The organism is Citrobacter sp. RHBSTW-00944 (assembly GCF_013615435.1).
Lineage (GTDB): Bacteria > Pseudomonadota > Gammaproteobacteria > Enterobacterales > Enterobacteriaceae > Citrobacter > Citrobacter braakii.
Genome location: NZ_CP055418.1, coordinates 1,789,479 through 1,815,782, shown reverse-complemented (window position 1 = coordinate 1,815,782; position 26,304 = coordinate 1,789,479). Strand labels below are relative to the sequence as shown.

Genomic DNA, 26,304 nt, shown 5'->3' with positions numbered 1-26,304 from the left:
CATATCAGGCGGCTGCACCCGCCGGTTCATATCTGCTGATCGTTATCTCTACCCGACCTTTCGGCACAACGGGTCCCCATTCCACCAGCATGCGCTTAATCTGGCTGTCGTCTTCCCAGACACCCGCATGCGTCAGCGCGTCAAACAGGGCTTTGTTGTAATTATCGATATCCCGGCGGCGCGCATCCGGCGGGTACAGGGTGATTTCTACCGCTGCAAGTTCAGTCGATGGCTTTGGAAGGCGTCGTAATTGCTCAATGATCGCCACGCAGGCAGCGCTCTGGTATTTACGGCCATCAGCGCTAATGAGGTGACGACCGGCCAGCGGCCCCTTGTTAGGGGCGCGCCAGTAAGTGTTCACGCTCGGAGGAAAAGGCAGGATCAGTTTCACGCGGCCTCTCCCCTCATACTGCGAACAAGTTCAGAAGCTGCAGTAATGATTTCGCTGGTGGCCGTCCGCTCCAGCCAGAGTTGATTGATATTGGCTTTCAGTTTGTTCTGCTGTGATTCATTCAGCATGTCAGCGCCATCAACCTGGTCGAATACAATTCCAACCTCCAACGGCCAGATACGGGACTCGGGAAGCGGATCCGCCACTGGTTTAGCTTTCTCACGGATGTGCATGCGGATGTGGCGAATATTGGACCAACTGGATACATCCAGGCTTCCCATAGCTGCAATGAAATCAGCACTGTTCATGCCATATTCACCGGATGCCTCAAGGGCAACAGTGCGAATACGTTCCGACATATCCAGGCGCGCAGCAGCGTCATCGAATTGAATCGACAACAGCCACTCATCCACACCGATCAAAATGCTCTCACGAATAAGCAGCTTCGCTTTGTCGATCGTTAATGGTGATACCTGAGTGAATTCCGGTGCTTCGACAGAATCCGCCGCCCAGGTATGCCCAAACTTCGATTCACTGAATGTGTATTCTTCTTTATCGCCGAACGCAGCTCTAACACATGCCCACGCCTCGACACCGCTGATATCAAAAATATCTTTCTGGGTAAGTGGCAACTCTGCTTCTGGCTTGTCAGCTACAGATGGTGTGGCAGTTGCAGGTTGAGACTTGCTGGCAGCAAATTGCGCCAAAGTCATAAACGCCCGCCCTTTTGCCTCCAGTTCTGTACGGTTGATATAGCTGAACCGCTCACCACGCCATGACTTATCGAATACAGCTATGGCACCGGCAAAAAACGCGCTGGTGGGCTTCTGTTTTTCGTCAGCAGGTACAAACCACACTGGCAGATCGAACCCAATGCGCCCACGGATGAATACGATGTGATCGGCATCTTCCGGCCACCACGTTTCGCTCGGCGCTGCTTTTATCAGGAATACATAGCGACCGCCCTTTTCGCGCTGGGCTGCTGCGTAGTTCATGATGTGCGTCATGCCGGTGATCGCCTGTTTCTCGTGGTACTGCGAACGGCTATACGGTGGGTTGCCATAACCAGCCCCGCCGAGTTCCTGCAATCGTGCTGACCAGTCCTGCGTCAGTGCATTATCTTCGGCGGTGTACCATGCCGGGCACTTCGCGTTGTCGTCGTCAGCAAACAAGTCCAGAACTAATGGCCCAAATAGCGCGTTGATACCCCAGAAAAGCAGATCCGGTGTCCGCCACTGATCGCCAACTTCTTTCAATTCGTGGGCTGGTTGGCTACGTAGTGCCGCCAGCGCCTGGCAATATTTGTTTGTCATCATGAACGAAACCCCGAATTCTCTGGCAATGAATAATCAACCCCCTGGAAACTTGAACGGGCAAGCGCCGTAGTTACCGGCTTCTTTTTCTCCCATTCATCGCGTGGTGGGCGACCATTGCGCTCCCAACCGATAGCGCTCTGGAGATATTTCTCGAACTTCTTCGGGCCGAACAGGGTCTCAGGGCACAAGTGCTGGTACATTTCGAAATTGTCGCGCCAGTGCTCATGCTTCAGGTCAATAACGAGTTTCAGGTCGTCGGCGCTGTGCCCGTCACGGATCCGTGCCCTGATGTTTTCGAGGGACGATTTTGATTTCTGGAATCTCGAACCTTTGACCCTGTTCAGGTGATTCAAAACTTCGATAGCCTGATCGGTAATCATCACTTCAGGGTCTGGTTGCGTCGCAACCGGACAAGAGGGTTTTGAAGTTACTTGTGGATCTTGTGTTGATTTTACTGACGGATCCCCGCCAGATTCTGACGGGTCAAAACCGCCGTTTTTGCCAGATTTCGACGGGTCAGTTTTTGAGGAGTCAAATTTTGATGCGTCAGATTTTGACGTGTCAGAATCTGACAGTTGAGAAAATGCGGCAGCCTGAAGTTTCACCACATTCAGGCGGTACACGTTCGACGCATTACGGTTACCATTACGGCGCTGTGTACGCGTGAGCCAGCCATCTTTTTCAAGCTTAGCGATTGCCGTTCTGATAGTGCTCGGCCCTGCGCCAAGCTGGCGAGCAATAGTGTCAATGGACGGCCAGCACACCCCCTCATCGCTGCTGAAATCAGCAAGGCGAGCCATGATCGCGACACTAGACAACTTCATGCCCGACGCCGCGCAACCATCCCATACGTAGCCGGTTAATTTAGTGCTCATGATCGTCCGTTATCTCCCTGAACTTTTGCCTGAAATGCTCAAGTGGGCTGAAGCATTCGTGCGGGTAGCCATCACGCAGATAGATAACGCGCTGTGTTTCTGACTCCCAGCGGATAACACGGACTGGCACTCCGCGGTGGTCTTTGAACCTTCGGTTAAGTTCGCGCACAGGCGTTTTGCCCTCCGGTTGTACACCCCCACAATTGAAACCGCCCTACTGTGGTTACACGGAACCCAGCGGTTTGATAATCTGCGTTCATACCGAAACAACGGAGTACCCGAAACCGGGATCATCCTGAGTTGCGGTAGACGGTTAAAAGCCGTTAAACTGCTCATGCGGATTATTTCTCCATACTCGAAGAGTTGTTCGCCAAGGCGCCCGGAGCTGCACACTCGCGGGCGTCACTCTTTTCAGCGACACAAAAAACTCGATAAAGAAGCGTTACGTGCTCCTGGAACTTCGCGATAACCTGATAGCTGTTTTCCTCAATCTGAGCACGCTCATCTGCGTCAATTACCCCATCAGCCGTGGCTTTACGTACAAAATTAGAATGACGGCCTATCCATTCGATGGACTCCATCAGGCGCTGGTTTATATCGGCGTTATCCAGATCATCAACATCTGCCAGCGGTACAAATACGCCCTGAGAATGGCGCGCAACGGCATCAGCGATATGAGTTGAACCACCAGCACGTTGTAAAACCATCGCCCATCCAATAGGGAAGATCTGATCCCCGTCGACACGAAGGCGGTTAAACAATGCGTTTTCTGTTACCCCCAACCATTCCGCCGCTTCGGCGTAGCCACCTGGCAGGTCGGTAATCGTCTTTTTTATCGCAGCCACCAGCCATGCTGGCTGACGTTCGACTTTCCAAATAGGCTCGTTACCCACGGCTTACCCCTTAGTTCTGTGGTTTTGTGTCTGTACTCGCGCCTGTACAGTTCGAATAGCGATGTGGATAAAGGATTTCTAGCTCATTGATTTTTCCAGAGAAGAAACTGACAAGACGTTCAGCAATATCCAGTGAAGCAATTTGCTGCCCTCGCTCTATCCGACTTAGATTTCCCGGGTCGATATCAACCCCTTTTGCTACATAGGAAAGAGTCATACCTTGCGATTTACGCAAGATTCGTAACGGTGATTGCATATACCCTCCTTTAATTGCGTAAAACGCATATTAATTGGAACATACGACTTGCGCAAGTTGCTTTGCACATCACGCAAAAAAAACATGTAATAGACGCATGAACATAGGAAATCGCATAAGAGAACTTCGCACTGCGAAGGGTCTAAAAATCGCTGATCTTGCTGAAGCCGTTGGTGTCGACGGAGCTAACATCTCGCGTGTAGAAACTGGCAAGCAGAAGTCATTTACTGAACAATCACTTAGCAAATATGCTCAAGCTTTAGGCGTTAGCGTTGCTGATCTATTTACTCCAGGTGGAAATAAAACTACTGTATGTGAATACAGTGGCAGTAACCCACATTCTGGAGATGGATCTGTGTTTAGAGTGGAGATTCTTGATGTTAGTGCCAGTGCTGGTGGCGGCTTTATTCAAGGCAGCGACATCATTGATGTCATCAGGTCAATCGAATACAACAATGAACGTGCGCTAGCGATGTTCGGCGGAAGAACAGCAGATCAAGTAAAGGTAATCAACGTTCGAGGCGACAGTATGGCTGAGACTATCGAGCCTGGTGATCTTCTCTTCGTTGATATCTCTATTCATGAGTTCGATGGTGATGGGATCTATGTATTTGGTTTTGATGATAAAATTTACGTCAAACGATTACAGATGATACCTGATAAGTTGTTGGTGATATCGGATAACCCAAAATATAGAGAATGGTCCGTGGACAAGACCAACGAACACCGTTTTTACATTTTTGGGAAAGTAATGATAAGCCAATCTCAATCATTCAAACGTCACGCCTGACACTACATATCAATATTGAAACCGCCTTTAAGGCGGTTTTTTTATGCACCTAACATTGCGCAATTCGCAATTATTTACTTGCGTTATTCGCAATTTAATTTTATTGTCTACTCCATAGCGAACAGGCAGGACGCCCACGAAGTAGCCGCCGGTGGCATATGAATAACCGGATGATTCGCTGACAGGTGTCTTCGGGAGGGGTAACAGAGGCGCGGCCTGATTAACCGCAACTCGTAGTCAAATTCCTATAGCTGGTGGCGATACCCAAGCCAGGAATACCAAAACCAGCAGGAGTGTTAAGGGCAAGGGCTAATCACCCCCTTAGCACCCCGCCCGAAGATACCTACCACCGCGCCTGATGTGGTTAAAAGCAGGCCAAAGCAATAACAAGTAACTCCCTGTTCTGGCGGCCCGGTGTTTTCCCATTTGTCCGGTAACCGCCAGCCTTTTTCAGGGCACAACAGAAAAGGGCATCACCGAGCGACGGGCTCATAACCCAATCCACCCGGGCAAGAGGATGGCGATTGCAGTCGCCGACAATGCAGGTGCCCTTCTCTGTTGTGTATGGAGAAAGTTCGGCGGTGGCAGCCGCCATAACGAGGGTAAAACCATGAGTAATGACCGCATGACCGTAGTGCCAGATTTTCTTGGCGAACTGGATGCCGGCGTGTTCATGAACAAAATCGCGGCAGCACTTAATACCACCGCGCTTGGCGTTCTGAACAACGGCAACAAAGGCAAAGTAGTCCTCACATTTGATTTTGAGCGCATGGGTAATTCCGTTGAAGAGAAGCGCGTCAAGATCAAGCACAAGCTGAACTACAGCACCCCTACACCGCGTGGTAAAGCCTCCGAAGAGGACACAACCGAAACCCCGATGTGGGTCAACAAAGGCGGGAAGCTCACCATCCTGCAGGAAGATCAGGGTCAGCTGTTCGGGATCACTGGCGCGGTGGATGGAAAGCTTAAAGCGGCTCAGTGATCCGCAACAACAAACTCACTGATACCACTTTGATCATCAGTTAATAAGGAATTTCTATGTCTCAGTTAGACAGCGGTACCTTCAAGCAGGTCAAAGACCTGGTTCTTTCCGGTTATCACCTGAATGATATTCAGGACCTGGCTTGCCCGACCGTATTACTGCCAGAGGGTACTGGCGTTGAAAGCCTCGAGCGCTTCTCTCTGGAGCGTTTCCGCTTTCGTGGTGCAATGACAACAACCAGTATTGATGATTTCGCACGTTATTCTAAAGGTTACGCCAGCGCCAGCGAGCCAGCACGTTGCTTCATTGACGCTGACAACATGACCGCCCGTTCAGTGTTCAACATCGGCACCCTGGATAATCCCGGTCACGCCGATAACGTTGCTTCAATCACCCTGAAGAAAACCGCCCCGTTCCGTGCGCTACTGCAGATCGACGGTCAACGTCTGAAGCAAAAGCAAATCGCCGAATGGCTCGAAGACTGGAGTGATTACCTGCTGGCGTTTGATGCCGATGGTAATACGATGCAGATTTCCCAGGCTGCTCAGGCAGTGCGTCGTATCACCATTCAACAAGCAACCCAGCAGGACCATGAAACTGGTGATTTCGCTGGTAAAAAATCCCTGATGCAAAGCGTTGAAGCAAGCAGCAAAGACGTAATGCCTGTGGCATTCGAATTCAAATGTATGCCGTATGAAGGTCTGGGCGAACGCCGCTTTAGCTTGCGTAACAGCCTGCTGACCAGCGATGAACCCTGCTTTGTTCTGCGCATCGTCCAACTTGAAGCCAAGGAAGAAGAGATCGCCAACGAATTCCGCGATTTGCTGATCAACAAGTTCGACGGTGAATCAGTGGAAACTTTCATCGGTAACTTTAAAGCCTAATTGCTCTGCATTAAATCCCCGGCGCCGCGGGGATTTATTGAAGCGTAATTCCATTAATTATCGCCAATCGGCGAGGGATTCGTGCAACCAAAATCTGCGCGGTGCAGCGCGCCAATATGGAGAAAACCATGAGCTATATTCAGACATTATCCGGTAAAAAATTTAACTACCTGACCGCCACAATCGACGATATCGATGTTGAGGATATCGCGACAGCTCTTTCCAACATCTGTCGATTCGCGGGGCATCTGCCAGAGTTTTACAGTGTGGCCCAGCACTCTGTGCTTGTTAGCAAGATTGTTCCCCCAGAGTTCGCCTTTGAAGCATTGATGCACGATGCTGCGGAAGCATATTGCCAGGATATTCCGGCCCCACTCAAAGCATTGTTACCTGACTACCAGCGCCTGGAAACTTATATTGATGGTCTTATCCGCTTTAAATTCGGTATCTCTCTTGAACAAGCTGCTGTCGTGAAATATGCCGATCTCACCATGTTAGCCACCGAGCGCCGTGATCTGGAAATTGATGACGGTTCGAAGTGGGAAATTCTCGAAGGTATTCCCTGCTCTGATCTCGTTCAGGTTATCCCTCTCCGTCCTGGTCAAGCCTATGGCCTGTTCATGAATCGCTTTAACGAACTGATGGAGCTGCGCCAATGCGCCGCATGAAGGTAAAAGAGCTCGTAGCGGAGGCTTTTGCCTCCATTGCTGAATTACCACCAAAACATGCACCGCTTATGCGTGAAGTCGCCACCAGACTGGACGCTGCGTTCGCAGCATTAAAAGAGTCTCTGGTGCAACTGGAACAGGAACGTAAAGGTAAAACGCCATGACCGTATTTGAATATCTCCAGGCTCATCCGAATGCCACCAGCGGTGAAATCGCCAAAGGTATGAACAAAAAGACACCCGCGGTCGCTGGCGCATTATCGCAACTCTATACCACTGGCCGGATCGTTAAATCGGGTATTCGCAATGGTATTCCTACATACCGTATTAACGATATGCCGTTTGGGTGCAGTAACAGCCTAACCATGATGTTTAACCAGCTCTTGAGCAGAGCCAGACAAGGAGCAGCCCAATGACAGCACACAACAAACAGGAGTGTGCAGCATGACAGTCCATACAATTAAGCAATGCCGCCCTGACCAGAAAGAAACCGAGTATTTCTGGAAATTGTTTCATGCGGCGCAACGCAACGATGCTCGCTGGCACGGTAGTGAAATCAGCAATATCGCCGATGAGCTATCCCGAACGGATTTAGATCGTAACCAAAAACTTTTTCTTCTCCGCGCCTGGCAAGTGCTTGTAGACGACAAAGGTGGATTCGGGCGCTTTATGGGTGCCTTTGATACTTACGTCTACAACATGCAGGACCCGGATGATGACTGCGTAGCGTGGAAGCCTGAACTTAGCAAACTGCTGTGTGACGGGCAATTGTTGGACGTGGTTATCGATGCTTATCAGTCTGCTCGGCAGCACATAGCAGAACTGGAGGCGCGGACGGTGAAGCTGCCCGAATATCGCAATTCACCGGACATGCACACAAAACAGTTTTATGAGGCTATCGGATTTAATCAGGGGCTTGATGTTTTCATAGAAGCACTCCGCGCCGCTGGCATTGGCGTGAAGGGTGAGAGAACGATTAAATGACCAATAAACCAGAACTAACAGGCGGGCGCACTATTGGCTCGCGTATCGCAACTCTACTCGCTGCTGATTCTGTCCCGTTGTCTGATGCGTGGAAAGCGCTGATTGATGCTGCTGATGCAGGGCAGGCAGAGCTAAAGGAATTGCGCCGATCCTATTTGGCGCTACGTGGTGAGATTGAGGACGTTCAGGCGCAGCTCTACGAGGCTGAAAACCGGGATGAGGCTGACGCCGAAGATCTACAGGAACGCCGCAAGGCGTGTGCTGAGCCTGTATCATTCGACGAGCTGAATGCAGCGATGGCAGAGGTCACTGGAGGTAATCAACATGCGTGGGATGCCAATATTTACAAGGGGCATCAGGCCGTACCATTCATGAATTACAACTCACTGGCGCGTATCGTTGATAAATATCGCACCCCGCCAGCGCCGGTAGTGCCGGATGAAAAGCCGATGCCAGAAGCGTCGAAAATGCATGCGATAGACGCTGTAGCTGCAATCGCTGAAGTCAGGGGATGGAACGCCTGCCGCGCCGCAATGCTTTCAGCAGCACCAAAACAGGAGAATATTTAACGTGAACAATTTAATGATCGACCTTGAATCCATGGGCAAAAAACCAAATGCCCCTATCGTCTCCATTGGTGCGGTGTTCTTCGATCCGCAAAGCGGTGAACTGGGCCAGGAGTTTTACACCGCCGTTAGCCTTGAAAGTGCTATGGAACAGGGCGCTGTGCCGGATGGTGACACTATTCTGTGGTGGTTAAGACAAAGCCCAGAAGCACGATCAGCAATCTGTGTTGATGATGCTCAGCCAATATCGTCTGCCCTATCTGAACTTAGCCATTTCATTAATCGGCATTCTGATAACCCTAAATATTTAAAGGTTTGGGGCAATGGAGCAACTTTCGACAACGTTATATTGCGCGGCGCATATGAGCGTGCCGACCAGGTTTGCCCGTGGCAATTTTGGAATGATCACGACGTAAGAACCATCGTTACGCTAGGCAGAATTGTAGGCTTTGATCCTAAGCGTGATATGCCATTCGATGGGGTCGCACATAATGCACTTGCCGATGCCCGCCACCAGGCCAAATACGTTTCAGCAATTTGGCAACGCCTACTGCCCCACCAGCAATAATTTATAAATATGTAAGCCCGGGTGCAGCCGGGCCGTATGGAGAATCTGTCATGGCAAAACTTATGAAGGCGAGTCAGTGGGGTAAACGCGAATTTACCAAAGACTCGATCCCGGATAATCGAACCATTAAACGTTGGGTTGAAAACGGACTTCTCACAGGCAAAATCGTAGACGGATCTGTTTGGGTCTGCGAGTCTGAAAAATGGGGGGTCGACTCAATGGTTAATCATACGGTTCGCCAGCTTATCAGTGAGGGTTAACCATGGCAGCCAGGCCAAGAAAAAGAGAATACCGCCATCTACCCGAATATCTAATATTCGACAAAGATCGCGGGGTTTATAAATTTACGCTCATAACTGGGAAAAAAAAGAATATTGGTAAAGACAGGGCTGTAGCGATCGCTATAGCCCGTGAATACAACCTAAGAATGAGACCTGCAAATGTACCTTCAGTAGAAATACTTGTCCGTGAATCTGGCGGTGTAACTGGGGAAGCAAAACCATTTGCTGAACACGTAGATCATATTATGGAGCGGGCGATTGAGAATGAGCGCCCTTCACAGAATACACTCGACGATTGGAACAACGATGCTCTGAGGGTGAAAGAATTCTTCATCAACATACCAGCTTGCGATATTGAGCTGGAGCATGTGAACGCCTATATAAACCACTACCATGCCGAAGCATCAGCAAACGTACAAAACAGGAAAGTCAGCTTTCTTAAAAAATTATTTTCCTATGCGGTCGATGAATCACTAATGTTCGATAACCCGGCAACCCGTAAAAAAATGCGTAGGACAGAAGAGAAGAAGCGCCAGCGCCTTTCACTTGATAACTTTAAAGCCATCAGGCGCGCAGCCGAACCATGGTTACGAACCGCTATGGATTTGGCATTGCAGACAACACACGCACGATTGGAGGTCTCACGGATCCGTTACTCCATAAGAGAGCCAAAAGACGGTATCTGCGGGTGCGTATGGTTAGCGCAACCAGAAAACGGTATTTATGGGACTCTCTACATCCACAGGCAGAAAGTGCAAAAAAAAGAGGCATCTCACGTTGCAATCCCGATTGGGGAAGAGTTGAAACGGATAATAGACGATAGCCGAGATAATGTGGCCAGTCCGTTTGTCGTTCACAGGATCCCTGAACGGCAGATTAAACGCAGCAAAGAGGTTTCACACCCTAGTCAAGTTGCACCGGACTATTTGAGTCGGTCATTTTCAGCTACGCGTGACAAGCTAGGTTTATGCGACCATCTACCGATGGACGAAAGACCAACCTTTCATGAAATTAGAGCGCTGGCAGCGCATCTTTTCGATCAGCAGGGTATCGATCCGCAAGGACGAATGGCACATAGTGATGCGAAATCAACAAAGATCTATACCCAAAATCATATCGATTGGGTCGTAGTTCCTCATGGAGAAATTAAAGCTAGTTAGTACTATCTTATTAGACATTTTTAATGTTTGTTCAGAGCCCTGCTATGGCACAAAGCTAAATATCCTCTTACGGAAGCTCTGTGCCATGCAATTCTAACATTACGTAAGGATCGCCCATCAAAAGATAGCTACCGTACAGGCCTAGATTATGTATAGCCATTCAGTCATCAAAATAACGCTGGTCGCCATCACAAAATTCACATCCTCGAATATGACTAAATTCAGGAACACTATCGCTCAAGTGGTTGCAACTATTACATTGTTGAATTTCAGTGTAATAGGATAAACACCGAGTACAGATATAGCCTTCGCCAAATTTGCATACACTTTCAGGGTTCATGCAGTTGGTACATCCAGCAGGAAATCCAGAGAGAAGCTGTTCATCCACACTATGGAATATTTCCTCATCTAGCAAATCATATCTACTCTGAGCGTAGTTGCAGCGTCTACATTCAAAAACATCATCCCCCTCCTGAAGCAATTGAACTTCCCCACAGTCGGGACAAACTAGATTAATTTGCCGTAAAACACTAGTGCAAACCTTACATCGCGTAACTTCAAGTTCACGTTTTTCATTACCAATTATTTTAGTGTCCGTTACTAACGAACGCTGATGGCACTCATTACAAGTACCAATTAGCATGCCCTTTTCTGCAAGAGATTCTAATTCAGGTTTAACCTGATTCAGCCGCACTTGGGCATAAAATTCATTTCCCCTAATTAATCGAGTCTCACCAAAAGCAAGCGTCCAATTATGTTTGACTCCAAAAATGACTTTCCATTCTTCCCTTAATAACCTGTTCAGAGCAAACCAAGCATCCGCTTGTTCTTTGAGTATCTGGCGCTGTTCATCTGCAGTAAAAGTTGGATGGTAGAAATGAACCACGCGGTTGCGGTGCTTTCTGACCTTATCAAAAGCACTATCCGTTTCCTTATCTAGTGGTTTTTCAAGTACATCCTTAAGCCGACTACGAGTTTCTTCATAGGTCACAGACTGAAAATCACCAGCTAAGTAGTCCTGCTTTTTTATTGGTTTCTTTGGACTGCAGACCAACGACCAGTGTTCATGCGCAAGAGGTACTTTTAGTAAAATCTCTACTGCCGTCCAGAAGCTGACGACGGAGAACTTAGGCTTTGATGCTTCCAATTCTTCACGGGCTTTATCCAGAAAGTCCAAACCGTTGTTGATCAGCGCCTGCACATCCTGGCTTAGTTCGAGAGGTGGTTGAGTATCGGGAGCTGTATCGTCAACATTGCACATTATTATCACCTTTTATGAGACTCCATCACACAGCAGCTACAGTGTGGTTATCCCATGCAGTTTAAACTCGGCCAAGTGCCAAGCTATGACATTGATCGAAAATCACCTAAATTTTTTATCTGCAAACTCATACTGTTACTTTTATCACGCCTTGAAAAACTAACAGATTCTTTGAGTTATTCCACTTAAATAGAATGGGGAGAAACCATCGCCTAAGTCATTGATGTATATAGAGCAGATTTTGCTAAAAAAGCACTGTTTGTTTATACATATGAATAGTACCTACCACCAGCAATGGTACGGTTCTCAGCGTTTTACAAGCGGCGTCATGGGGTGTCGGGGGTCGGAGGTTCAAATCCTCTCGTGCCGACCAAAAATCCCAGAAAAAACCAACCTTCATGGTTGGTTTTTTTATGCCCGCGATTCCACGTTCCTTATTATTACCCCGGCCTTTAGCACAGGTTTTACTACTTACCCATGCACAAATTGGGGTAAAATTTACCCTCTCATCAGCGCGATGAAACTAGACGAGTGATGCGCTGAAAACAATAATGATACTAATAAAAACTCAGGAGAATAGTATGCCTGAAGCAACGCCTTTTCGGGTGCTGATTGTCGACGACCACCCACTAATGCGGCGAGGAATTAGTCAATTATTGCAACTGGATCCCGCATTTAACGTAGTCGCTGAAGCAGGTGACGGCGCCAGCGCTATCGATCTGGCTAACCGTCTGGACCTGGATGTGATCCTGCTGGATCTCAATATGAAAGGCATGAGCGGACTGGACACCCTGAATGCGCTGCGCCGGGATGGCGTCACCGCGCAAATTATTATTCTTACCGTCTCGGATGCCGCCAGCGATGTGTACGCCTTAATTGATGCCGGCGCGGATGGTTATTTACTCAAAGACAGCGATCCTGAAGTCTTGCTGGAGGCCATTCGCAGCGGCGCCAAAGGCGGTAAAGCTTTTAGCACACGCGTCAGCGAATATCTGCGCGAACGCGATCTGTTCGGCGCACAAGAAGATCCCTTCAGCATTCTCACCGAACGTGAACTGGATGTATTACATGAACTGGCTCAGGGGCTGTCGAACAAACAGATTGCGTCAGTGCTGAATATTTCCGAACAGACAGTGAAAGTGCATATTCGCAACCTGCTGCGCAAACTCAATGTGCGCTCTCGCGTTGCTGCCACCATCCTGTTTTTACAAACGCGCGGAATGCAGTAATCCATGAAGAGGCCGGATAGCCCCGATATGCTAAGCGCTATCGGGGCTATTCTGGATACTTATTTCTCCTGCGGCGTTAGCTGCTCCATCGCCTGCTTAATGCTCCGTTCTATTACCGCCCGACGGGTATCGTTGGCAGGTAATAGTTTCAGCATCATCTCCCACGCCGCAACCGCCTCGCCGAAGCGCTGCTGTTCAAAGGCGTTGAAAGCGTACATGCTGAGAACCCGCACGTTGGCATGTTCGCCACGCACCAGTTGGCGTAGCAGCTCCCCTCCCCGACGGTTATCATCAGGATCGGAAGAACGGGTCAGCGCTTCCGCATAGCCCAGCGCCGCATCGCTGTTTTTAGGATCCAGTCGATAGGCATTGGCATAGGCTTCAGTGGCCGTACTGGCGTTACCGAGAACCATGCCAATGCGTCCAAGCATGATCCAGCCTTCAACATTTGCGGGATCGGCTTGTAAACGTGTGCGCAGCCCCAGCGCCAGACGCGCCATATCTTCTTCATTGAGCGGTTCCGCTTTCGGATCCAACGCCCGTTCCAGCAGCGCCGGAGCCTGAGCAGTGGCCTGCTGCCAGACCTGAACCTGCTTATAGCTGCCGATTTGGTAATAGCTTACTGCGCCAACCACCAGCGCCACCAGGATCCCAGGCACAAACAGCCCGAATCCACCGCGCTTGCCATTCGGAATAATATCGTCAGGAAACGCTTCCTGTTTCACCCGAACGCGTCGGCGAGTACGGGCGAAAATAATCCAGCCCCCCAGACCAATCGCTACCACCGGCATCACCCACAGCAGCACGGTGAGCGGCGTGAACGGCGGATCGTAAGTGACGAAGTTGCCGTAGCGCGCCACCATGTAATCGACAATTTCTTTCTGGCTTTTTCCTTCCTGCATCAGTTCGTACACTTTCTGACGCAGGTCGGTGGCAATCATCGAGTTAGAATCGGCAATGCTGTTGTTCTGGCATTTAGGACAACGCAGTTGTTCAGTAAGCTGGCGGAACTGCTGCTCCTGCGCTTCGTCCTTAAACTGCATCACGTCGATAGTCGCAAGCGCGGATCCCGAGATAACCAGCATTAGCAGGCCCAGTAAAAATCTCATTGCGCAGCCTCCTTACTGTACTTGTCCCATAACGGTTTGATCTCGCTCTCCCACACCCGGGCGTTCAGATCGCCGGCATGGCGATAGCGAATAATGCCTTTGCCGTCGATCAGGAACGTCTCCGGAGCACCGTACACGCCAAGATCCAGACCGAGCATACCGTCGCCGTCAAACAGACTTAATGAGTAAGGATTACCCAGCTCTTTCAGCCAGACAATGGCTTTCTGACGATCATCTTTATAGTTCAGACCCACTACCCGCACGCCTTGCGCAGACAGCTGATTCAGATACTGATGCTCGGCGCGACAGGTTGGGCACCAGGTCGCCCAGACGTTCAGCAATACCGGTTTGCCCTGCGTCAGCACATCGGCCTGATAGTGCTGACCCGGATTTTCCAGTGACTCCAGGCGGAATGTCGGAACAGGTTTGCCGATCAGCGCCGATTCCAGATTAGTGGGATCGTCCCCCTGAGCGTTACGCGCGAGCTGCCACAACAGCGCCGCCGCAATGATGAGAAAAATAATAAACGGAATTAACAGTGCGTTGCGCTTCATACAGCCTCCGACGCATTTTTTTGCACCGCGGCGCGAGGTCGCGTCCGCTGGCGATAGCGTGGATCAAACAGGCAGAACAACCCGCCCAGCGCCATCAGCAATCCTCCGGCCCAAATCCAGCGAATAAACGGTTTGTAGTACAGGCGTACAGCCCATGCGCCATTATCCAGTTCTTCACCCAGCGCAGCGTACAGATCGCGCGTGAATCCGCCGTCAATTGCCGCTTCGGTCATCATCGAACTGGTGCTGTTATAGAAGCGTTTTTCCGCATGCAGCGTGGCTTCCGGCTTACCATCTCGGGTAACGCCAATAATGGCAACGCCGCCCCGGTAGTTTGGCCCGGTAATATCTTTCACTTCGCGGAAAGTGAACTGATAGTTATGGATACTAACGCTATCACCCGCTTTCATGCGCACATCGCGTTCAACGCTGTAGTTCTGGCTAAAGGCAATACCAACAATGGTAATCGCCAGCCCGACGTGACCCGATACCATGCCCCAGTAGCTTGGCGTTAGCTTTGTCCCACGGGAAATACGCAGGAACGCTTCGGACATCGCCAGTACGAATATCCAGCACGCCATCGCCAGCCCCACCACTGTCATGGCGGCAATGCGATCCTCAAGCAGCCACGGCAGCAGCAGCGACAGAACAAGGGTGGTGACAAACGCGATAAGCAATAGCGTTTTCAGTTTACGCGGTCGGTCACGGCCCCAGCGCACTAATGGCCCAATCCCCAACAACAGTGCGAACGGCGCCATCAGCCAGGTGAACATGGTGTTGAAAAACGGCTCGCCAATCGAAATGCTGCCCAGCCCCAGCTGTTTGTGCACCAGCGGCAGCAGCGTGCCCAGTAGCACCACCAGCATGGCGGCAATCAGCAGGACGTTATTCCCCAGCAGCAGTGATTCACGCGACCACAGCGCGTTGTTCACCCGTGAGCGAACCTTGTGACCGCGCACCGCAAACAGCAGCAGGGAGCCGCCAATTACCAGCACCATAAAGGCCAGAATAAACATCCCGCGCGACGGATCGGAGGCGAAAGCATGCACCGACACCAGTACGCCGGAGCGCACCAGGAAAGTACCTAACAGACAAAGTGAGAATGCGCAGATTGACAGCAACAGCGTCCAGGCTTTAAAGCTGGCGCGCTGTTCGGTTACCGACAACGAGTGCATCAGCGCCGTTCCCACCAGCCATGGCATAAACGAGGCGTTTTCAACCGGATCCCAGAACCACCAGCCGCCCCAGCCCAGCTCGTAATAGGCCCAGGCCGAACCGAGCACAATGCCCAGCGTCAGAAACACCCACGCCGCCAGCGTCCACGGACGCGAAAAACGGGCGAATGTGCTGTCCAGTCGTCCGCTCATCAGCGCAGCAATCGCAAACGCAAAGGCGACCGAGAAGCCGACATACCCCATGTACAGCAGCGGCGGATGGAAAATCAGCCCCGGATCCTGCAACAGCGGGTTCAGGTCACGTCCTTCAATCGGGAAGTTCGGCAACGTGCGGGCAAACGGGTTGGAGGTAAACAGAATAAACAGCAGGAAACCGACGCTGACCATTCCCATGACCGCCAGCACGCGGGCGACGATATCCAGCGGCATGCGCTGGCTGAACGCTGCAACGGCGAACGTCCAGCCGCTCATCAGCAGCACCCACAGCAGCAGCGAGCCTTCATGCGCCCCCCACGTCGCCGCCACCCGATACCAGACCGGAAGCTGGGTATTGGAGTTGCTGGCGACGTAGGTCACGGTAAAGTCATTAACCACGAAGGCGTTGACCAGAATCAGGAACGCCCCCATCACACAGATAAACAGTACCCAGGCAAAGGGACGCGCGGAGGCCATCATCCGCACGTCGCCGCGCGCTACGCCCCACAGAGGATAGACCGACAGCAGTAATGCAACGCCAAGCGCAAGGCACAACAGCGCATTGCCAATTTCAGGCATCATGACGTTTTATCCTTATAAACACTTTCCGGGCGACGGTGGTTTTCCTGCATCGCTTTTTCGACTTCCGGCGGGGTGTAATTTTCATCATGTTTAGCAAGCACTTCTTTAGCCTGCACATGATTTCCCCCGTCCAGTTCGCCCTGAACGACGACGCCCTGCCCTTCGCGGAACAGATCCGGCAGAATGCCTTCATAGGTGACATCCACCACACCTTCGGCGTCATAGATGCTGAAATTCACCTTCAACGACTGCGGATCGCGCTTTACGCTGCCAGGCATAACCATACCGCCCACGCGCAGGCGCTGGCCGACTTCAGGCATTTGCTGCGTTTCGCGCTTACCGTAGAGTATCTCTCCCGGCGTATAGAACAGATCGATATTGGAACGCAGCGCGTAGAGCACCAGCGAAATGGTCAAAGCCAGACCTGCCAGGACCGCGCAGGCTATCCATAACCGATTTTTACGTCGAATATTCACGCCGCCTCCCGTTGCACTTGCGCCGCGCGCATACGCGCTTCTCTCGCCCGCTGCTGCGCGACACCGCGTAAGATGGCACGATGCTGTAACGCAGAATGCAGCACCAGCGCCACCAGCGGGATAACGCTCATCGCCACAGCCAGCCAGACATACAAGGCGTAACCGCCCATCGCGAAAAAATCACTCCATGATGCAAATGCAGGGGTCATTGGCGGCCTCTTTTTAAGATCAGTTCGCTCACCCACGGGCGGCGTTTTTCCATCATCAAAATCAGGTTACGCATGCGCATCAGCGCCAGCGTGACAAACAGTAACAGGTAGCCGACGATCGCCAGACGCAGCGGCGCGCGCATTGCCGGATCGATACTCTGCTGCATACGAGTCGACCCCTGATGCAGCGTATTCCACCACTCGACCGAGTAGTGAATAATCGGCAAGTTGACCACGCCAATCAGCACCAGAATGCCGGCAGCGCGACCAGCCAGACGGCGGTCGTCAAAGGCATGCCACAGCGCAATGGCGCCAACGTAGAGAAACAGCAGCACCAGTTCAGAGGTGAGTCGGGCATCCCAGACCCACCAGGTGCCCCACATCGGTTTGCCCCATGCAGAGCCCGTCACCAGCGCAATAAAGGTAAACACGGCACCAATGGGCGCCATCGCGGCCAGCGCCAGATTGGCCATTTTCATCTGCCAGACCAGGCCAATAAACGCGGCAACGGCCATCGATGCATAAATACCCATCGACCAGATTGCCGCCGGAACGTGCAGATAAATAATGCGATAGCTCTGCCCCTGCTGATAATCCGCAGGCGCGAAGCCAAAGCCCCAGATCAACCCGGTTATCAGTACCACCGCGCTGGCAATCGCCAGCCACGGGATAAACCAACCGCAGATCTGATAGAGCCGAGGAGGCATCGCCAATTGATGAAGTGTTTTCCACATAGTTCAGTCACCAGACTCCGTAAATTAATATCCATTGTGCCGGAGCGCCTTGCCCGGCCTGCATATCTCAACTGCGCTACTGCACGCTGATCCGTAACGCCGCAGCTGTGGCAAACGGGCTTAGCGTGGCGCTGCCGACCAGCAACGCGCCCAGAATCGCCATGTACCCTTCAACCGGTAAGTGCATGGAAGCCGCATCCATCGCCGCGGTCGCAAAAATCAGTAAGGGTATGGTGAGCGGGAGTACCAGTACGCTTAACAGCACGCCGCCGCGCTTTAAGCCCACCGTCAACCCCACGCCCGGCGCGCCGAGGAAGCCCAGCGTCGGCGTCCCGAGTAACAAGGTCAGCGCCATAATTTTCCAGCCGTACATATCCATGCCCAGCAGCAACGCCACCAGCGGCGAGAGGATCAGCAGCGGCAGGCCGGTCACGACCCAGTGCGCCATTACTTTCGCCAGCACCACTGCCGGCAGCGGCAACGGCAGCAGCATCAGTTGCTCAAGGCTGCCGTCCTGCAGATCATCACGAAACAGGCGCTCCAGCGCCAGCAACGACGCCAGCAACGCCGCAACCCAGATGATGCCCGGTGCAATACGCGCCAGCAGTTGCGGCTCCGGCCCAATGCTCAGCGGGAACAGCGTAATAACAATCAGGAAGAACCATAAAGGATTGGCGATTTCCGCACTATGACGAAACGCAACTCGTAGTTCTAAACGGAAGATTCGCCACATCATTGCGTTGCCCTCTCGCTGGTCAGCGCAATACGTCGCACTTTATCGGTCTCTACATTGAGCGGTTGGTGGGTGGTGAGAATAACAATACCGCCCTGCTCCGTATGCTGCGCCATACGCTGAGTCAGTCGCTCAACGCCGTTCACATCAATGGCGGTAAAGGGTTCGTCGAGGATCCACAGCCGGGCGCGAGTCAGCCACAAACGGGCCAGCGCCACGCGCCGCTGTTGTCCGGCGGAGAGTTGATTCACCGGGATATCTTCATATCCGGCAAGCCCCGCCTGCGCCAGCGCAGCCAGACACTGTGCGACGTCGCCGTCATGGTGGAAGAAACGCAGGTTTTCCAACGCCGAAAGCCGGGTTTTTATCCCCGGCTGATGTCCGATCCACAGCAGTTGTTGATGGTAGCTGTCCCGCACGTGATGCAGCGGTTGCTCTTGCCAGCAAACCTCCCCTGCGTCGGGACGCGCCAGCCCGGTAAGTAACCGCAGCAAAGTGGTTTTCCCTGCGCCGTTGCTGCCGGTAATTTGTACCCATTCCCCTGCGTTGACGCGAAATGACAAATCGCTGAACAGTATTCTGTCATCCCGCTCGCAAAGTAATTCTCTGGCTTCAAGCATACCTGGTTATCTACATCCTGTTAAAATCCCGGTTTGACTTCGCGCATATCAGGCAGTTTGTGCGCTATCCCTTTATGACAGTCAATACAGGTTTGCCCGTCTTTCACGGCCTGGTCGTGCATTTTGGCCGCAACGCCTTTCTGGGCGGTTAAATCCATAAACTCGAAGTTGTGACAGTTTCGACACTCTTGCGAATTGTTATCTTTCATACGCCGCCACTCATTTTGCGCCATCGTTAAACGATGGTCTTCAAATTTCTGCGGTGTATCTATCAACCCCAGTGCTTTCGCGTACAGCTCTTTACTGGCCTTGATCTTACGAATCATTTTCGGACCCCACTCATGTGGGACGTGGCAATCAGGGCAAGTCGCTCGCACACCACTACGGTTGTTGTAGTGTACGGTTTCCATGTATTCCTGGTACACCGTATTGCGCATTTCGTGACAGCTAATGCAGAACTCTTCTGTATTGGCCTTTTCCATACCGGTATTAAAGCCGCCCCAGAAAATAATGCCGCCCACAAAGCCGATTAACAACAGCGTGCCGAGCGCCAGACGGCTGGGGCGACGCCACCATTGCCAGACGCGCTTAATCCAGCCTGGTTTACGGTTAGAATTTTCCATAATGACCTCTTATTTCCCGTAACCTTTCGAGGGGGTGAAGGTATTTTCAACAATCGGCGCGGCGTCAGCCTGCGGAACGTGACATTGCAGGCAGAAATAACGACGCGGCGCGACTTCAGCCAATACCTTACCGTCGCTGTCCATAAAGTGCGTCGGACTGATGCGCGGCGCACCGGTGGTGCGATAGCTTTCCACACCGTGACATTGCAGGCAGCGGTTAGTGTTAGTCGTCACCTGATACCCTTCAACGCTGTGCGGAACCATCGGCGGCTGATTCACATAGTTCAGCGGCATACGCACTTGCTCTTTCGGCATGCGAATCGCCCCTTCTTGTGTCCCTGAGACTTCCGGTGACTGGCTCAGATCCACTCCGTTTGCAGCCCAAACGGCCCCACTGACTACCAGGGCCAGCGCAGCCGTCCATTGACTCAGCGCTTTAATCAGGTCATGGCTTTTCATGATTTCGCTCCCGAACTCCATCGTGTTGTTATTGTAAAAACATCCTCAGAACAGACATCCACACAGCGACCGCAGGCCATGCAATCGCGGCTGGTTACCTGCACCGGACTTTGCTCATCCAGCACCGGCGCACGTAGCACATGCGGTTCCGGGCAAACATGAAAACAATCCATACAGCGGTTACATCTGTTACGTTCTTTTGCCGAAACGGTTAATGCACCTTTACTCCCCACCACGCTATACAGCGCACCCAGTGGGCAAAGATGCCCGCACCAGCCATGCTCAACGACCAGTAGATCAAATAAAAACAGCGCGAGGATCAGCAGCGCCCCGCTGCCAAATCCCATGACCAGGCTCCGTCCGAGCAGAGAGACTGGATTTATCCACTCCCACAGCAGCGTACCGGTCAGCGCGGAACCGACCAGGATAACCACCAGCAGGACGTACCGTATATGGCGCGGCAGGGTTGCAGACTGATTCAGGTCAAACCTTCTGCGCAACCAACTGGCTAAATCGGTGACAGGGTTCATGGGACAAACCCAACTGCAAAACAGTCGCTTACCCGCCAGGGCATACAGCACCGTGATGATGACCGCCCCCATTAACGCAACCGTCGCCGGCAGGTGTCCGCTGGCCAGGCTTTGCAGGGTAATCAGCGGATCGGTGAACGGGATGGAGTCCAGCAACAGGCTGCTACTGTAATTGCCATGCAGGATCCAGACGCCAAGCCACGGGCCGCTAAGGAACATCGCCAGTATCAGAAACTGGCTCAGACGACGCAGCACCAGCCAGCGATGACTCTTCCACCATCCTTTTTTTGCCTGCGCTTCACGCCCGGCGTCACGTTTACGATTTGCCATTGTTCCCCTCCAGCCAACCGAAGCGGTAATGGTGTCCTAACTCCCCTTTCGCCAGCGACAGGGGTAGCACTTTTATTGCTGGCTGCTCCAGGACGCAGACTTTTTCGCATTTCCCGCAGCCGGTACAGGCATCGCTGTGTACGGTCGGAATAAACCGCGCATGCTTGCCGGTACGCATGTTGCGGTCCAGCTCCAGGGTGATAGCCTCATCGATTTTCGGGCATTCGCGATAGCAAACGTCGCAGCGTAATCCCTGATAGTTGAGGCAGTTTTCGTGATCCAGCAGTACCGCCAGCCCCATGCGTGAATCGTCAATAGATTCAATGTCCCTGTCCAACGCGCCGCTGGGGCAAACTTTGGCGCACGGAATGTCTTCACACATTTCGCAGGGAATATCACGCGCGACAAAATACGGCGTACCGGCAGCCAGCCCTGAGGCCAGCGTCGCCAGCTTCAGCGTGTCATACGGGCAGGCCTGAACGCACTGACCACAGCGCACGCAGGCACTGGCGAATGCCTCCTCGCTCAGTGCGCCTGGCGGGCGTAGCCGCACGCCGGTTGCACGTGCGGTTTGCTGTTGCAACCCCAGCGCCACGCCAACGACGGCCAGTCCGCCCGCTGCGCGAACCATATCGCGCAGAAAGCGGCGGCGGCCATTTTGGGGTTTTGCTGACCGGGACATAACGCGTTACACCTTCGCCAGTTTCACAGCGCACTTCTTGAAATCCGTCTCTTTGGAGAGCGGATCCGTCGCATCCAGCGTCAGGTTGTTCACCAGCTGTGCGGCGTCGAAGAACGGCATGTAGACCAGCCCCTGCGGTGGACGGTTACGCCCGCGCGTTTCAACTATCGAGATAACTTCACCACGACGGGAAACCACTTTGACTTTGTCGCCACGGCGCAGATCGCGTGCTTTTGCATCCAGCGGATGGATAAACAGCACAGCTTCCGGGAAAGCACGGTGCAGCTCAGGTACGCGACGCGTCATACTGCCGGTATGCCAGTGCTCCAGCACACGTCCGGTAGACAGCCACAGGTCGTACTCTTTATCCGGCGCTTCTGCGGCAGGTTCAAATGGCAGCGCGAAGATGACCGCTTTGCCGTCCGGCTTACCGTAGAACTTGTAGCTTTCACCCGCTTTCACGTAAGGGTCGTTGCCTTCGCTGTAGCGCCACTGGGTCTCTTTGCCCTCAACGACCGGCCAGCGTAAACCGCGCGCTTTGTGGTAATCGTCAAATGGCGCAAGGTCATGCCCGTGACCGCGGCCAAACCAGGCGTACTCTTCGAACAGCCCTTTTTGCAGATAGAACCCCAGCTCGCGGGATTCATCGTTCAGCTGATCTTCTGCCAGTTCAGCCACCGGGAATTTCGTCACTGCAGGCGTGGCAAACAGTACGTCATACAGCGTTTTGCCGCGCAGTTCCGGTTTCTGCGCCAACAGCGCTTCCGGCCACACTTCTTCTGTTTTGAAGCGACGAGAGAACTGCACCAGTTGCCACAGATCCGATTTCGATTCACCCGGCGCTTTAATCTGCTGACGCCAGAACTGTGTACGACGTTCCGCGTTACCGTAAGCACCTTCTTTCTCTACCCACATCGCGGTCGGCAGGATCAGGTCGGCCGACAGAGCGCTGACCGTCGGGTACGGATCGGAGACGATGATGAAGTTGCGCGGATCGCGCCAGCCCGGCATACGCTCTTCGTTGATGTTCGGACCGGCCTGCATGTTGTTGGTACACATCGCCCAGTAGACATTGAGCTTGCCATCTTTCAGCGCACGGTCTTGCGCCACGGCATGCAGACCGATTTTTGCCGGAATGGTCCCCGCCGGAATATTCCAGTGCTTCTCACAGATATCGCGGTGTTTTTCGTTCGTAACCACCATGTCCGCAGGCAGACGGTGGGAGAACGTACCGACTTCACGCGCGGTACCGCAGGCGGAAGGCTGACCGGTCAAAGAGAACGGACCGCAGCCTGGCTGGGAGATTTTACCGGTCAACAGGTGCAGGTTATAGACCAGGTTGTTGGCCCACACGCCGCGGGTATGCTGGTTGAAGCCCATCGTCCAGTAGGAGATGACTTTTTTCTTCGGATCGGCATACAGCTGCGCCAGTTGTTCCAGCTGATCTTTCGGTACGCCGGTCATTTCGGCGGTTTTATCCAGCGTGTACTCGGCAACAAAGGCTTTGTAATCCTCAAAGCTCATCGGCTCAGAGGCATCGGATCCCGGGTTTTTCGCCGCTTTTTCCAGCGGATGGGTTGGACGCAGGCCGTAGCCGATGTCCGTCACGCCTTTACGCAGATTAACGTGCTTGCTAAAGAAATCCTGGTTGATCGCATTGTTTTGAATGATGTAGTTAGCGATGTAGTTGAGGATCACCAGATCGGTTTGCGGCGTGAAGACCATGCCGTTATCCGCCAGCTCAAAGCTGCGGTGCTGGAAGGTGGAGAGCACCGCGACATTAACATTGGGATCGGACAGACGACGGTTGGTGATGCGCGACCACAGGATCGGGTGCATCTCCGCCATATTCGCGCCCCACAGGACGAAAGCATCTGCATGCTCGATATCGTCATAGCAGCCCATCGGTTCATCCATACCGAAGGTACGCATAAAGCCGACTACCGCTGACGCCATGCAGTGACGCGCGTTCGGGTCGATGTTATTCGAACGGAAACCCGCTTTAAACAATTTGGCAGCGGCATAACCTTCCCAAATCGTCCACTGACCCGAGCCGAACATACCGATAGACTCCGGGCCTTTCTCTTTCAGGGACGTTTTGAATTTCTCTTCCATCACGTCAAAGGCCTGGTCCCAGCTAATCGGGGTGAACTCGCCTTCTTTGTGATACTTACCGTCCTTCATGCGCAGCATCGGCTGCGTTAAACGGTCTTTTCCGTACATGATTTTCGGCAGGAAGTAACCTTTGATGCAGTTAAGCCCACGGTTAACCGGCGCATCCGGATCGCCCTGGCATGCCACAACACGCCCTTGCTGCGTCCCGACCAATACGCCACAGCCCGTCCCGCAAAAACGGCACGGGGCTTTGTCCCATTTGATGGCTTCTTGCTGACCGACTACCGCACGGGCTACGCCCGGCACGCTTAACCCGGCAGCCGCCGCAGCGGCCGCAACGGCGTTAGCTTTCATAAAGCTACGACGACTGAGTTTCATGGTGTTTCCTCACCTTGCTCATCCTGCTGGTGATAAACCAGCGACACCGCCAGCACGCCCGCAACGTTGCGCACTGACTCAATAGTTTTCATTAACGTTTCGCTGTGCTCAGCTTCCACCACCACGATCAGTTGACCGCTTTCCACATCGCTGAGTGCAACTTCGCAACCTGGGAACGAACGCAACTGCGTGGCGATATCATTGATATGCTGACTTTTGGCCTGAACGACCAGGCTGCAGACCTGCCAGTTATTGTCCATGGTTGTACTCCGCGTTAATGGCTGATACCGGGCAGATAGCGACACATGCGCCACATCCGTTACAGTCCTGATTGTCGAGCTGCGGCTGATAAATGCCGGACAGCGTGGGACGAAAGGTTATGGCCATGGGTTCACAGCTATCCTGACAGCGATGACATTCAACGGACTGATATGCGAGACAGTTTTCCCCAATCGTAAAATTCAGATCCCATGCCCTGGTGTGGCGCGGAAGAAAAAGGGATTCAGAACAGGCCTCTGCGCAGGCATAGCAAAAGCTACACTCGCCGTGTTTGAAATTTACGCTCGGATAACCGCCCTGGCCTCGCTGCAGGATGTCGGTTTCACACGCCTGGATGCAGGCGTCACAACGAAGGCAATGGGCCAGAAAGTGAGAGTCTTCCTTGCTCCAGGGCGGACGGATCCCTGAGTTGGCGTTTCGCCAACTGCCTGTCAACATGCCTCGACGGGATAAATCAACCATGACATTGTCCTTCCATAATGACGCCCTTCCCTGGCGGGTTGAACGACATAAAAAACTGCACTATTTATGAGTAGTTATTTTTAGTCGTAAGATATTTCAGGATGTGTTAGAGGTGCATACCCCAATCGGGGTAAATGCTGTTGCCGGATCAAAGGAGTGTTGAGTTGGCGGGAAAAAATGCGCTTTTGCTCACATTTCAATGAGTTATATAACACTATATATAACGAACCACTCAAAAAGAGAATGATTTTATAATTAAGATTATTCTTAGAATATATCGCTAGTCTGAAAGCAGACTTCTACCAAATACACTTAAAATATAAGTAAATCCAGATTAATCGATTATGTAAATATGTTAACCTGCCCCAGACTCGTTCATAAGACAGAAGAAAGGAAACACTGTGAACAATAAGATGAAAACAATTGTCCCTGCCGTACTTTTCGCCGCCTTTGCCAGCACCTCTGCATGGGCTGCCAGTAACGATGCCGGCGCTCAGCCGCTGGAAAAAGTCGCCCCTTATCCTAAGGCGGAAAAGGGTATGAAGCGCCAGGTTATCCAGCTTACTCCTGAGAAAGATGAATCTACTCTGAAAGTAGAACTGCTGATCGGACAAACGCTGGAAGTTGACTGCAACCAACACCGCCTGGGCGGAGAACTGGACAGCAAAACGCTGGAAGGTTGGGGATATGACTACTATGTCTTCGACAAAGTGACGTCTCCGGTTTCAACCATGATGGCCTGCCCGGACGGTAAGAAAGAGAAGAAATTTATTACCGCGTATCTGGGTGATGACGGCATGCTGCGCTACAACAGCAAGTTACCGATTGTGGTCTATACGCCGGAGAACGTGGAAGTGAAATACCGTATCTGGAAAGCGGAAGAGAAGATTCAGGACGCAGTCGCGCGATAAGTAAGAATGTGCCGGAGGGCGGCGTACCGCCTTATCCGGCATTTT

Annotated in this window: 35 protein-coding genes; 13 read left to right on the top strand and 22 right to left on the bottom strand. The window is 52.3% G+C overall.

The features are described from left to right. Nucleotides 1-4: 4 nt before the first annotated feature. From HV334_RS08615 to HV334_RS08590, 6 genes are all read right to left on the bottom strand, one after another. Nucleotides 5-391: a RusA family crossover junction endodeoxyribonuclease gene (locus tag HV334_RS08615; RefSeq protein ID WP_000767088.1), complete on the bottom strand. Its 387-nt coding sequence runs from the start codon at nt 389-391 to the stop codon at nt 5-7. Beyond that, complete coding sequence (locus HV334_RS08610) at nt 388-1,707, bottom strand: phage N-6-adenine-methyltransferase (RefSeq protein ID WP_181221430.1); 1,320 nt, start codon at nt 1,705-1,707, stop codon at nt 388-390. Before HV334_RS08610 ends, HV334_RS08615 begins: the two co-directional genes overlap by 4 nt. Continuing rightward, the gene (locus HV334_RS08605) at nt 1,704-2,582 is read right to left on the bottom strand and encodes a conserved phage C-terminal domain-containing protein (protein WP_181221428.1); all 879 of its coding nucleotides are present in this window, start codon (nt 2,580-2,582) and stop codon (nt 1,704-1,706) included. The genes HV334_RS08610 and HV334_RS08605 overlap by 4 nt, the downstream gene beginning before the upstream one ends. Then, nucleotides 2,572-2,751, bottom strand: a complete 180-nt coding sequence (locus HV334_RS08600) for a DUF4222 domain-containing protein (protein WP_095715239.1) — start codon at nt 2,749-2,751, stop codon at nt 2,572-2,574. The genes HV334_RS08605 and HV334_RS08600 overlap by 11 nt, the downstream gene beginning before the upstream one ends. A gap of 172 nt (nt 2,752-2,923) precedes the next feature. Continuing rightward, complete coding sequence (locus tag HV334_RS08595; protein WP_181221426.1) at nt 2,924-3,475, bottom strand: YmfL family putative regulatory protein; 552 nt, start codon at nt 3,473-3,475, stop codon at nt 2,924-2,926. Nucleotides 3,476-3,485: 10 nt separating this feature from the next. Next, nucleotides 3,486-3,731 (bottom strand): helix-turn-helix transcriptional regulator, encoded by a 246-nt coding sequence (locus tag HV334_RS08590; RefSeq protein WP_181221420.1) that lies wholly within the window; start codon nt 3,729-3,731, stop codon nt 3,486-3,488. 97 nt (nt 3,732-3,828) lie between these two features. Between HV334_RS08590 and HV334_RS08585 the strand changes: the two genes are divergently transcribed. The 11 genes from HV334_RS08585 (at nt 3,829) to HV334_RS08535 (ending at nt 10,613) form a co-directional block, all read left to right on the top strand. After that, nucleotides 3,829-4,521: a helix-turn-helix transcriptional regulator gene (locus tag HV334_RS08585; RefSeq protein ID WP_060854491.1), complete on the top strand. Its 693-nt coding sequence runs from the start codon at nt 3,829-3,831 to the stop codon at nt 4,519-4,521. A 610-nt stretch (nt 4,522-5,131) separates the two neighbouring features. Further along, the gene (locus tag HV334_RS08580) at nt 5,132-5,503 is read left to right on the top strand and encodes a hypothetical protein (RefSeq protein WP_001515608.1); all 372 of its coding nucleotides are present in this window, start codon (nt 5,132-5,134) and stop codon (nt 5,501-5,503) included. A gap of 56 nt (nt 5,504-5,559) precedes the next feature. Beyond that, complete coding sequence (locus HV334_RS08575) at nt 5,560-6,387, top strand: DUF2303 family protein (RefSeq protein WP_181221418.1); 828 nt, start codon at nt 5,560-5,562, stop codon at nt 6,385-6,387. 128 nt (nt 6,388-6,515) lie between these two features. Next, nucleotides 6,516-7,055 (top strand): HD family hydrolase, encoded by a 540-nt coding sequence (locus HV334_RS08570; RefSeq protein ID WP_181221416.1) that lies wholly within the window; start codon nt 6,516-6,518, stop codon nt 7,053-7,055. Further along, a complete protein-coding gene (locus HV334_RS08565; RefSeq protein ID WP_181221415.1) occupies nt 7,043-7,219 on the top strand; it encodes a hypothetical protein in 177 nt (58 codons plus the stop codon). Before HV334_RS08570 ends, HV334_RS08565 begins: the two co-directional genes overlap by 13 nt. After that, nucleotides 7,216-7,470, top strand: a complete 255-nt coding sequence (locus HV334_RS08560; protein WP_181221414.1) for a hypothetical protein — start codon at nt 7,216-7,218, stop codon at nt 7,468-7,470. Before HV334_RS08565 ends, HV334_RS08560 begins: the two co-directional genes overlap by 4 nt. 28 nt (nt 7,471-7,498) lie before the next feature. After that, on the top strand, nt 7,499-8,038 hold the full coding sequence (locus tag HV334_RS08555; RefSeq protein ID WP_249415063.1) for a hypothetical protein: 540 nt from the start codon (nt 7,499-7,501) through the stop codon (nt 8,036-8,038). Then, nucleotides 8,035-8,607, top strand: a complete 573-nt coding sequence (locus HV334_RS25280; RefSeq protein WP_249415083.1) for a hypothetical protein — start codon at nt 8,035-8,037, stop codon at nt 8,605-8,607. The genes HV334_RS08555 and HV334_RS25280 overlap by 4 nt, the downstream gene beginning before the upstream one ends. Before the next feature lies 1 nt (nt 8,608). Beyond that, nucleotides 8,609-9,172 (top strand): 3'-5' exonuclease, encoded by a 564-nt coding sequence (locus HV334_RS08545; RefSeq protein WP_181221413.1) that lies wholly within the window; start codon nt 8,609-8,611, stop codon nt 9,170-9,172. Between the two features lie 50 nt (nt 9,173-9,222). After that, nucleotides 9,223-9,432 carry a hypothetical protein gene (locus tag HV334_RS08540; RefSeq protein ID WP_001096408.1) on the top strand — a complete coding sequence of 70 codons (210 nt, stop codon included), beginning with the start codon at nt 9,223-9,225 and terminating at the stop codon, nt 9,430-9,432. Nucleotides 9,433-9,434: 2 nt separating this feature from the next. Next, nucleotides 9,435-10,613 (top strand): phage integrase Arm DNA-binding domain-containing protein, encoded by a 1,179-nt coding sequence (locus tag HV334_RS08535; protein ID WP_181221412.1) that lies wholly within the window; start codon nt 9,435-9,437, stop codon nt 10,611-10,613. Between the two features lie 160 nt (nt 10,614-10,773). Here HV334_RS08535 and HV334_RS08530 read toward each other — a convergent pair whose 3' ends face one another. Continuing rightward, nucleotides 10,774-11,874 (bottom strand): hsdR, encoded by a 1,101-nt coding sequence (locus tag HV334_RS08530; RefSeq protein ID WP_181221411.1) that lies wholly within the window; start codon nt 11,872-11,874, stop codon nt 10,774-10,776. 581 nt (nt 11,875-12,455) lie between these two features. On the opposite strand from HV334_RS08530, the gene narP reads away from it, so the two are divergent. Beyond that, on the top strand, nt 12,456-13,103 hold the full coding sequence (gene narP, locus HV334_RS08525; protein WP_016153764.1) for a nitrate/nitrite response regulator protein NarP: 648 nt from the start codon (nt 12,456-12,458) through the stop codon (nt 13,101-13,103). Nucleotides 13,104-13,162: 59 nt separating this feature from the next. Here narP and HV334_RS08520 read toward each other — a convergent pair whose 3' ends face one another. The 15 genes from HV334_RS08520 to napF form a co-directional block, all read right to left on the bottom strand. Then, on the bottom strand, nt 13,163-14,212 hold the full coding sequence (locus HV334_RS08520; protein ID WP_181221410.1) for a cytochrome c-type biogenesis protein CcmH: 1,050 nt from the start codon (nt 14,210-14,212) through the stop codon (nt 13,163-13,165). Next, nucleotides 14,209-14,766 (bottom strand): thiol:disulfide interchange protein DsbE, encoded by a 558-nt coding sequence (gene dsbE / locus HV334_RS08515; protein WP_003834613.1) that lies wholly within the window; start codon nt 14,764-14,766, stop codon nt 14,209-14,211. The genes HV334_RS08520 and dsbE overlap by 4 nt, the downstream gene beginning before the upstream one ends. After that, entirely contained in the window at nt 14,763-16,718 is a 1,956-nt protein-coding gene (locus HV334_RS08510) for a heme lyase CcmF/NrfE family subunit (protein WP_016153766.1), read from the bottom strand. The genes dsbE and HV334_RS08510 overlap by 4 nt, the downstream gene beginning before the upstream one ends. Next, complete coding sequence (gene ccmE / locus HV334_RS08505; protein ID WP_016153767.1) at nt 16,715-17,194, bottom strand: cytochrome c maturation protein CcmE; 480 nt, start codon at nt 17,192-17,194, stop codon at nt 16,715-16,717. Before ccmE ends, HV334_RS08510 begins: the two co-directional genes overlap by 4 nt. After that, nucleotides 17,191-17,403, bottom strand: coding sequence for a heme exporter protein CcmD (gene ccmD / locus HV334_RS08500; protein ID WP_016157004.1), 213 nt, complete (start codon nt 17,401-17,403; stop codon nt 17,191-17,193). Before ccmD ends, ccmE begins: the two co-directional genes overlap by 4 nt. Then, complete coding sequence (locus HV334_RS08495; protein ID WP_016153769.1) at nt 17,400-18,137, bottom strand: heme ABC transporter permease; 738 nt, start codon at nt 18,135-18,137, stop codon at nt 17,400-17,402. Before HV334_RS08495 ends, ccmD begins: the two co-directional genes overlap by 4 nt. A 76-nt stretch (nt 18,138-18,213) precedes the next feature. Then, nucleotides 18,214-18,873, bottom strand: a complete 660-nt coding sequence (gene ccmB / locus HV334_RS08490) for a heme exporter protein CcmB (RefSeq protein WP_003027542.1) — start codon at nt 18,871-18,873, stop codon at nt 18,214-18,216. Then, nucleotides 18,870-19,490: a cytochrome c biogenesis heme-transporting ATPase CcmA gene (ccmA, locus tag HV334_RS08485; RefSeq protein WP_016153771.1), complete on the bottom strand. Its 621-nt coding sequence runs from the start codon at nt 19,488-19,490 to the stop codon at nt 18,870-18,872. The genes ccmB and ccmA overlap by 4 nt, the downstream gene beginning before the upstream one ends. A 20-nt stretch (nt 19,491-19,510) precedes the next feature. Further along, nucleotides 19,511-20,113 carry a cytochrome c-type protein NapC gene (gene napC / locus HV334_RS08480; RefSeq protein WP_003027548.1) on the bottom strand — a complete coding sequence of 201 codons (603 nt, stop codon included), beginning with the start codon at nt 20,111-20,113 and terminating at the stop codon, nt 19,511-19,513. Nucleotides 20,114-20,122: 9 nt separating this feature from the next. Then, nucleotides 20,123-20,572, bottom strand: a complete 450-nt coding sequence (gene napB / locus HV334_RS08475) for a nitrate reductase cytochrome c-type subunit (RefSeq protein WP_016153772.1) — start codon at nt 20,570-20,572, stop codon at nt 20,123-20,125. After that, nucleotides 20,569-21,432 (bottom strand): quinol dehydrogenase ferredoxin subunit NapH, encoded by an 864-nt coding sequence (gene napH, locus HV334_RS08470; protein WP_080858920.1) that lies wholly within the window; start codon nt 21,430-21,432, stop codon nt 20,569-20,571. The genes napB and napH overlap by 4 nt, the downstream gene beginning before the upstream one ends. Beyond that, complete coding sequence (gene napG, locus HV334_RS08465; protein ID WP_016153774.1) at nt 21,419-22,114, bottom strand: ferredoxin-type protein NapG; 696 nt, start codon at nt 22,112-22,114, stop codon at nt 21,419-21,421. The genes napH and napG overlap by 14 nt, the downstream gene beginning before the upstream one ends. Before the next feature lie 6 nt (nt 22,115-22,120). Continuing rightward, nucleotides 22,121-24,607, bottom strand: a complete 2,487-nt coding sequence (gene napA / locus HV334_RS08460) for a nitrate reductase catalytic subunit NapA (protein WP_016153775.1) — start codon at nt 24,605-24,607, stop codon at nt 22,121-22,123. Then, entirely contained in the window at nt 24,604-24,867 is a 264-nt protein-coding gene (gene napD / locus HV334_RS08455; RefSeq protein ID WP_016153776.1) for a chaperone NapD, read from the bottom strand. The genes napA and napD overlap by 4 nt, the downstream gene beginning before the upstream one ends. Beyond that, a complete protein-coding gene (gene napF / locus HV334_RS08450) occupies nt 24,857-25,348 on the bottom strand; it encodes a ferredoxin-type protein NapF (protein ID WP_131405173.1) in 492 nt (163 codons plus the stop codon). Before napF ends, napD begins: the two co-directional genes overlap by 11 nt. 413 nt (nt 25,349-25,761) lie before the next feature. Between napF and eco the strand changes: the two genes are divergently transcribed. Continuing rightward, on the top strand, nt 25,762-26,259 hold the full coding sequence (gene eco / locus HV334_RS08445; protein WP_141875535.1) for a serine protease inhibitor ecotin: 498 nt from the start codon (nt 25,762-25,764) through the stop codon (nt 26,257-26,259). Nucleotides 26,260-26,304: the final 45 nt, after the last annotated feature.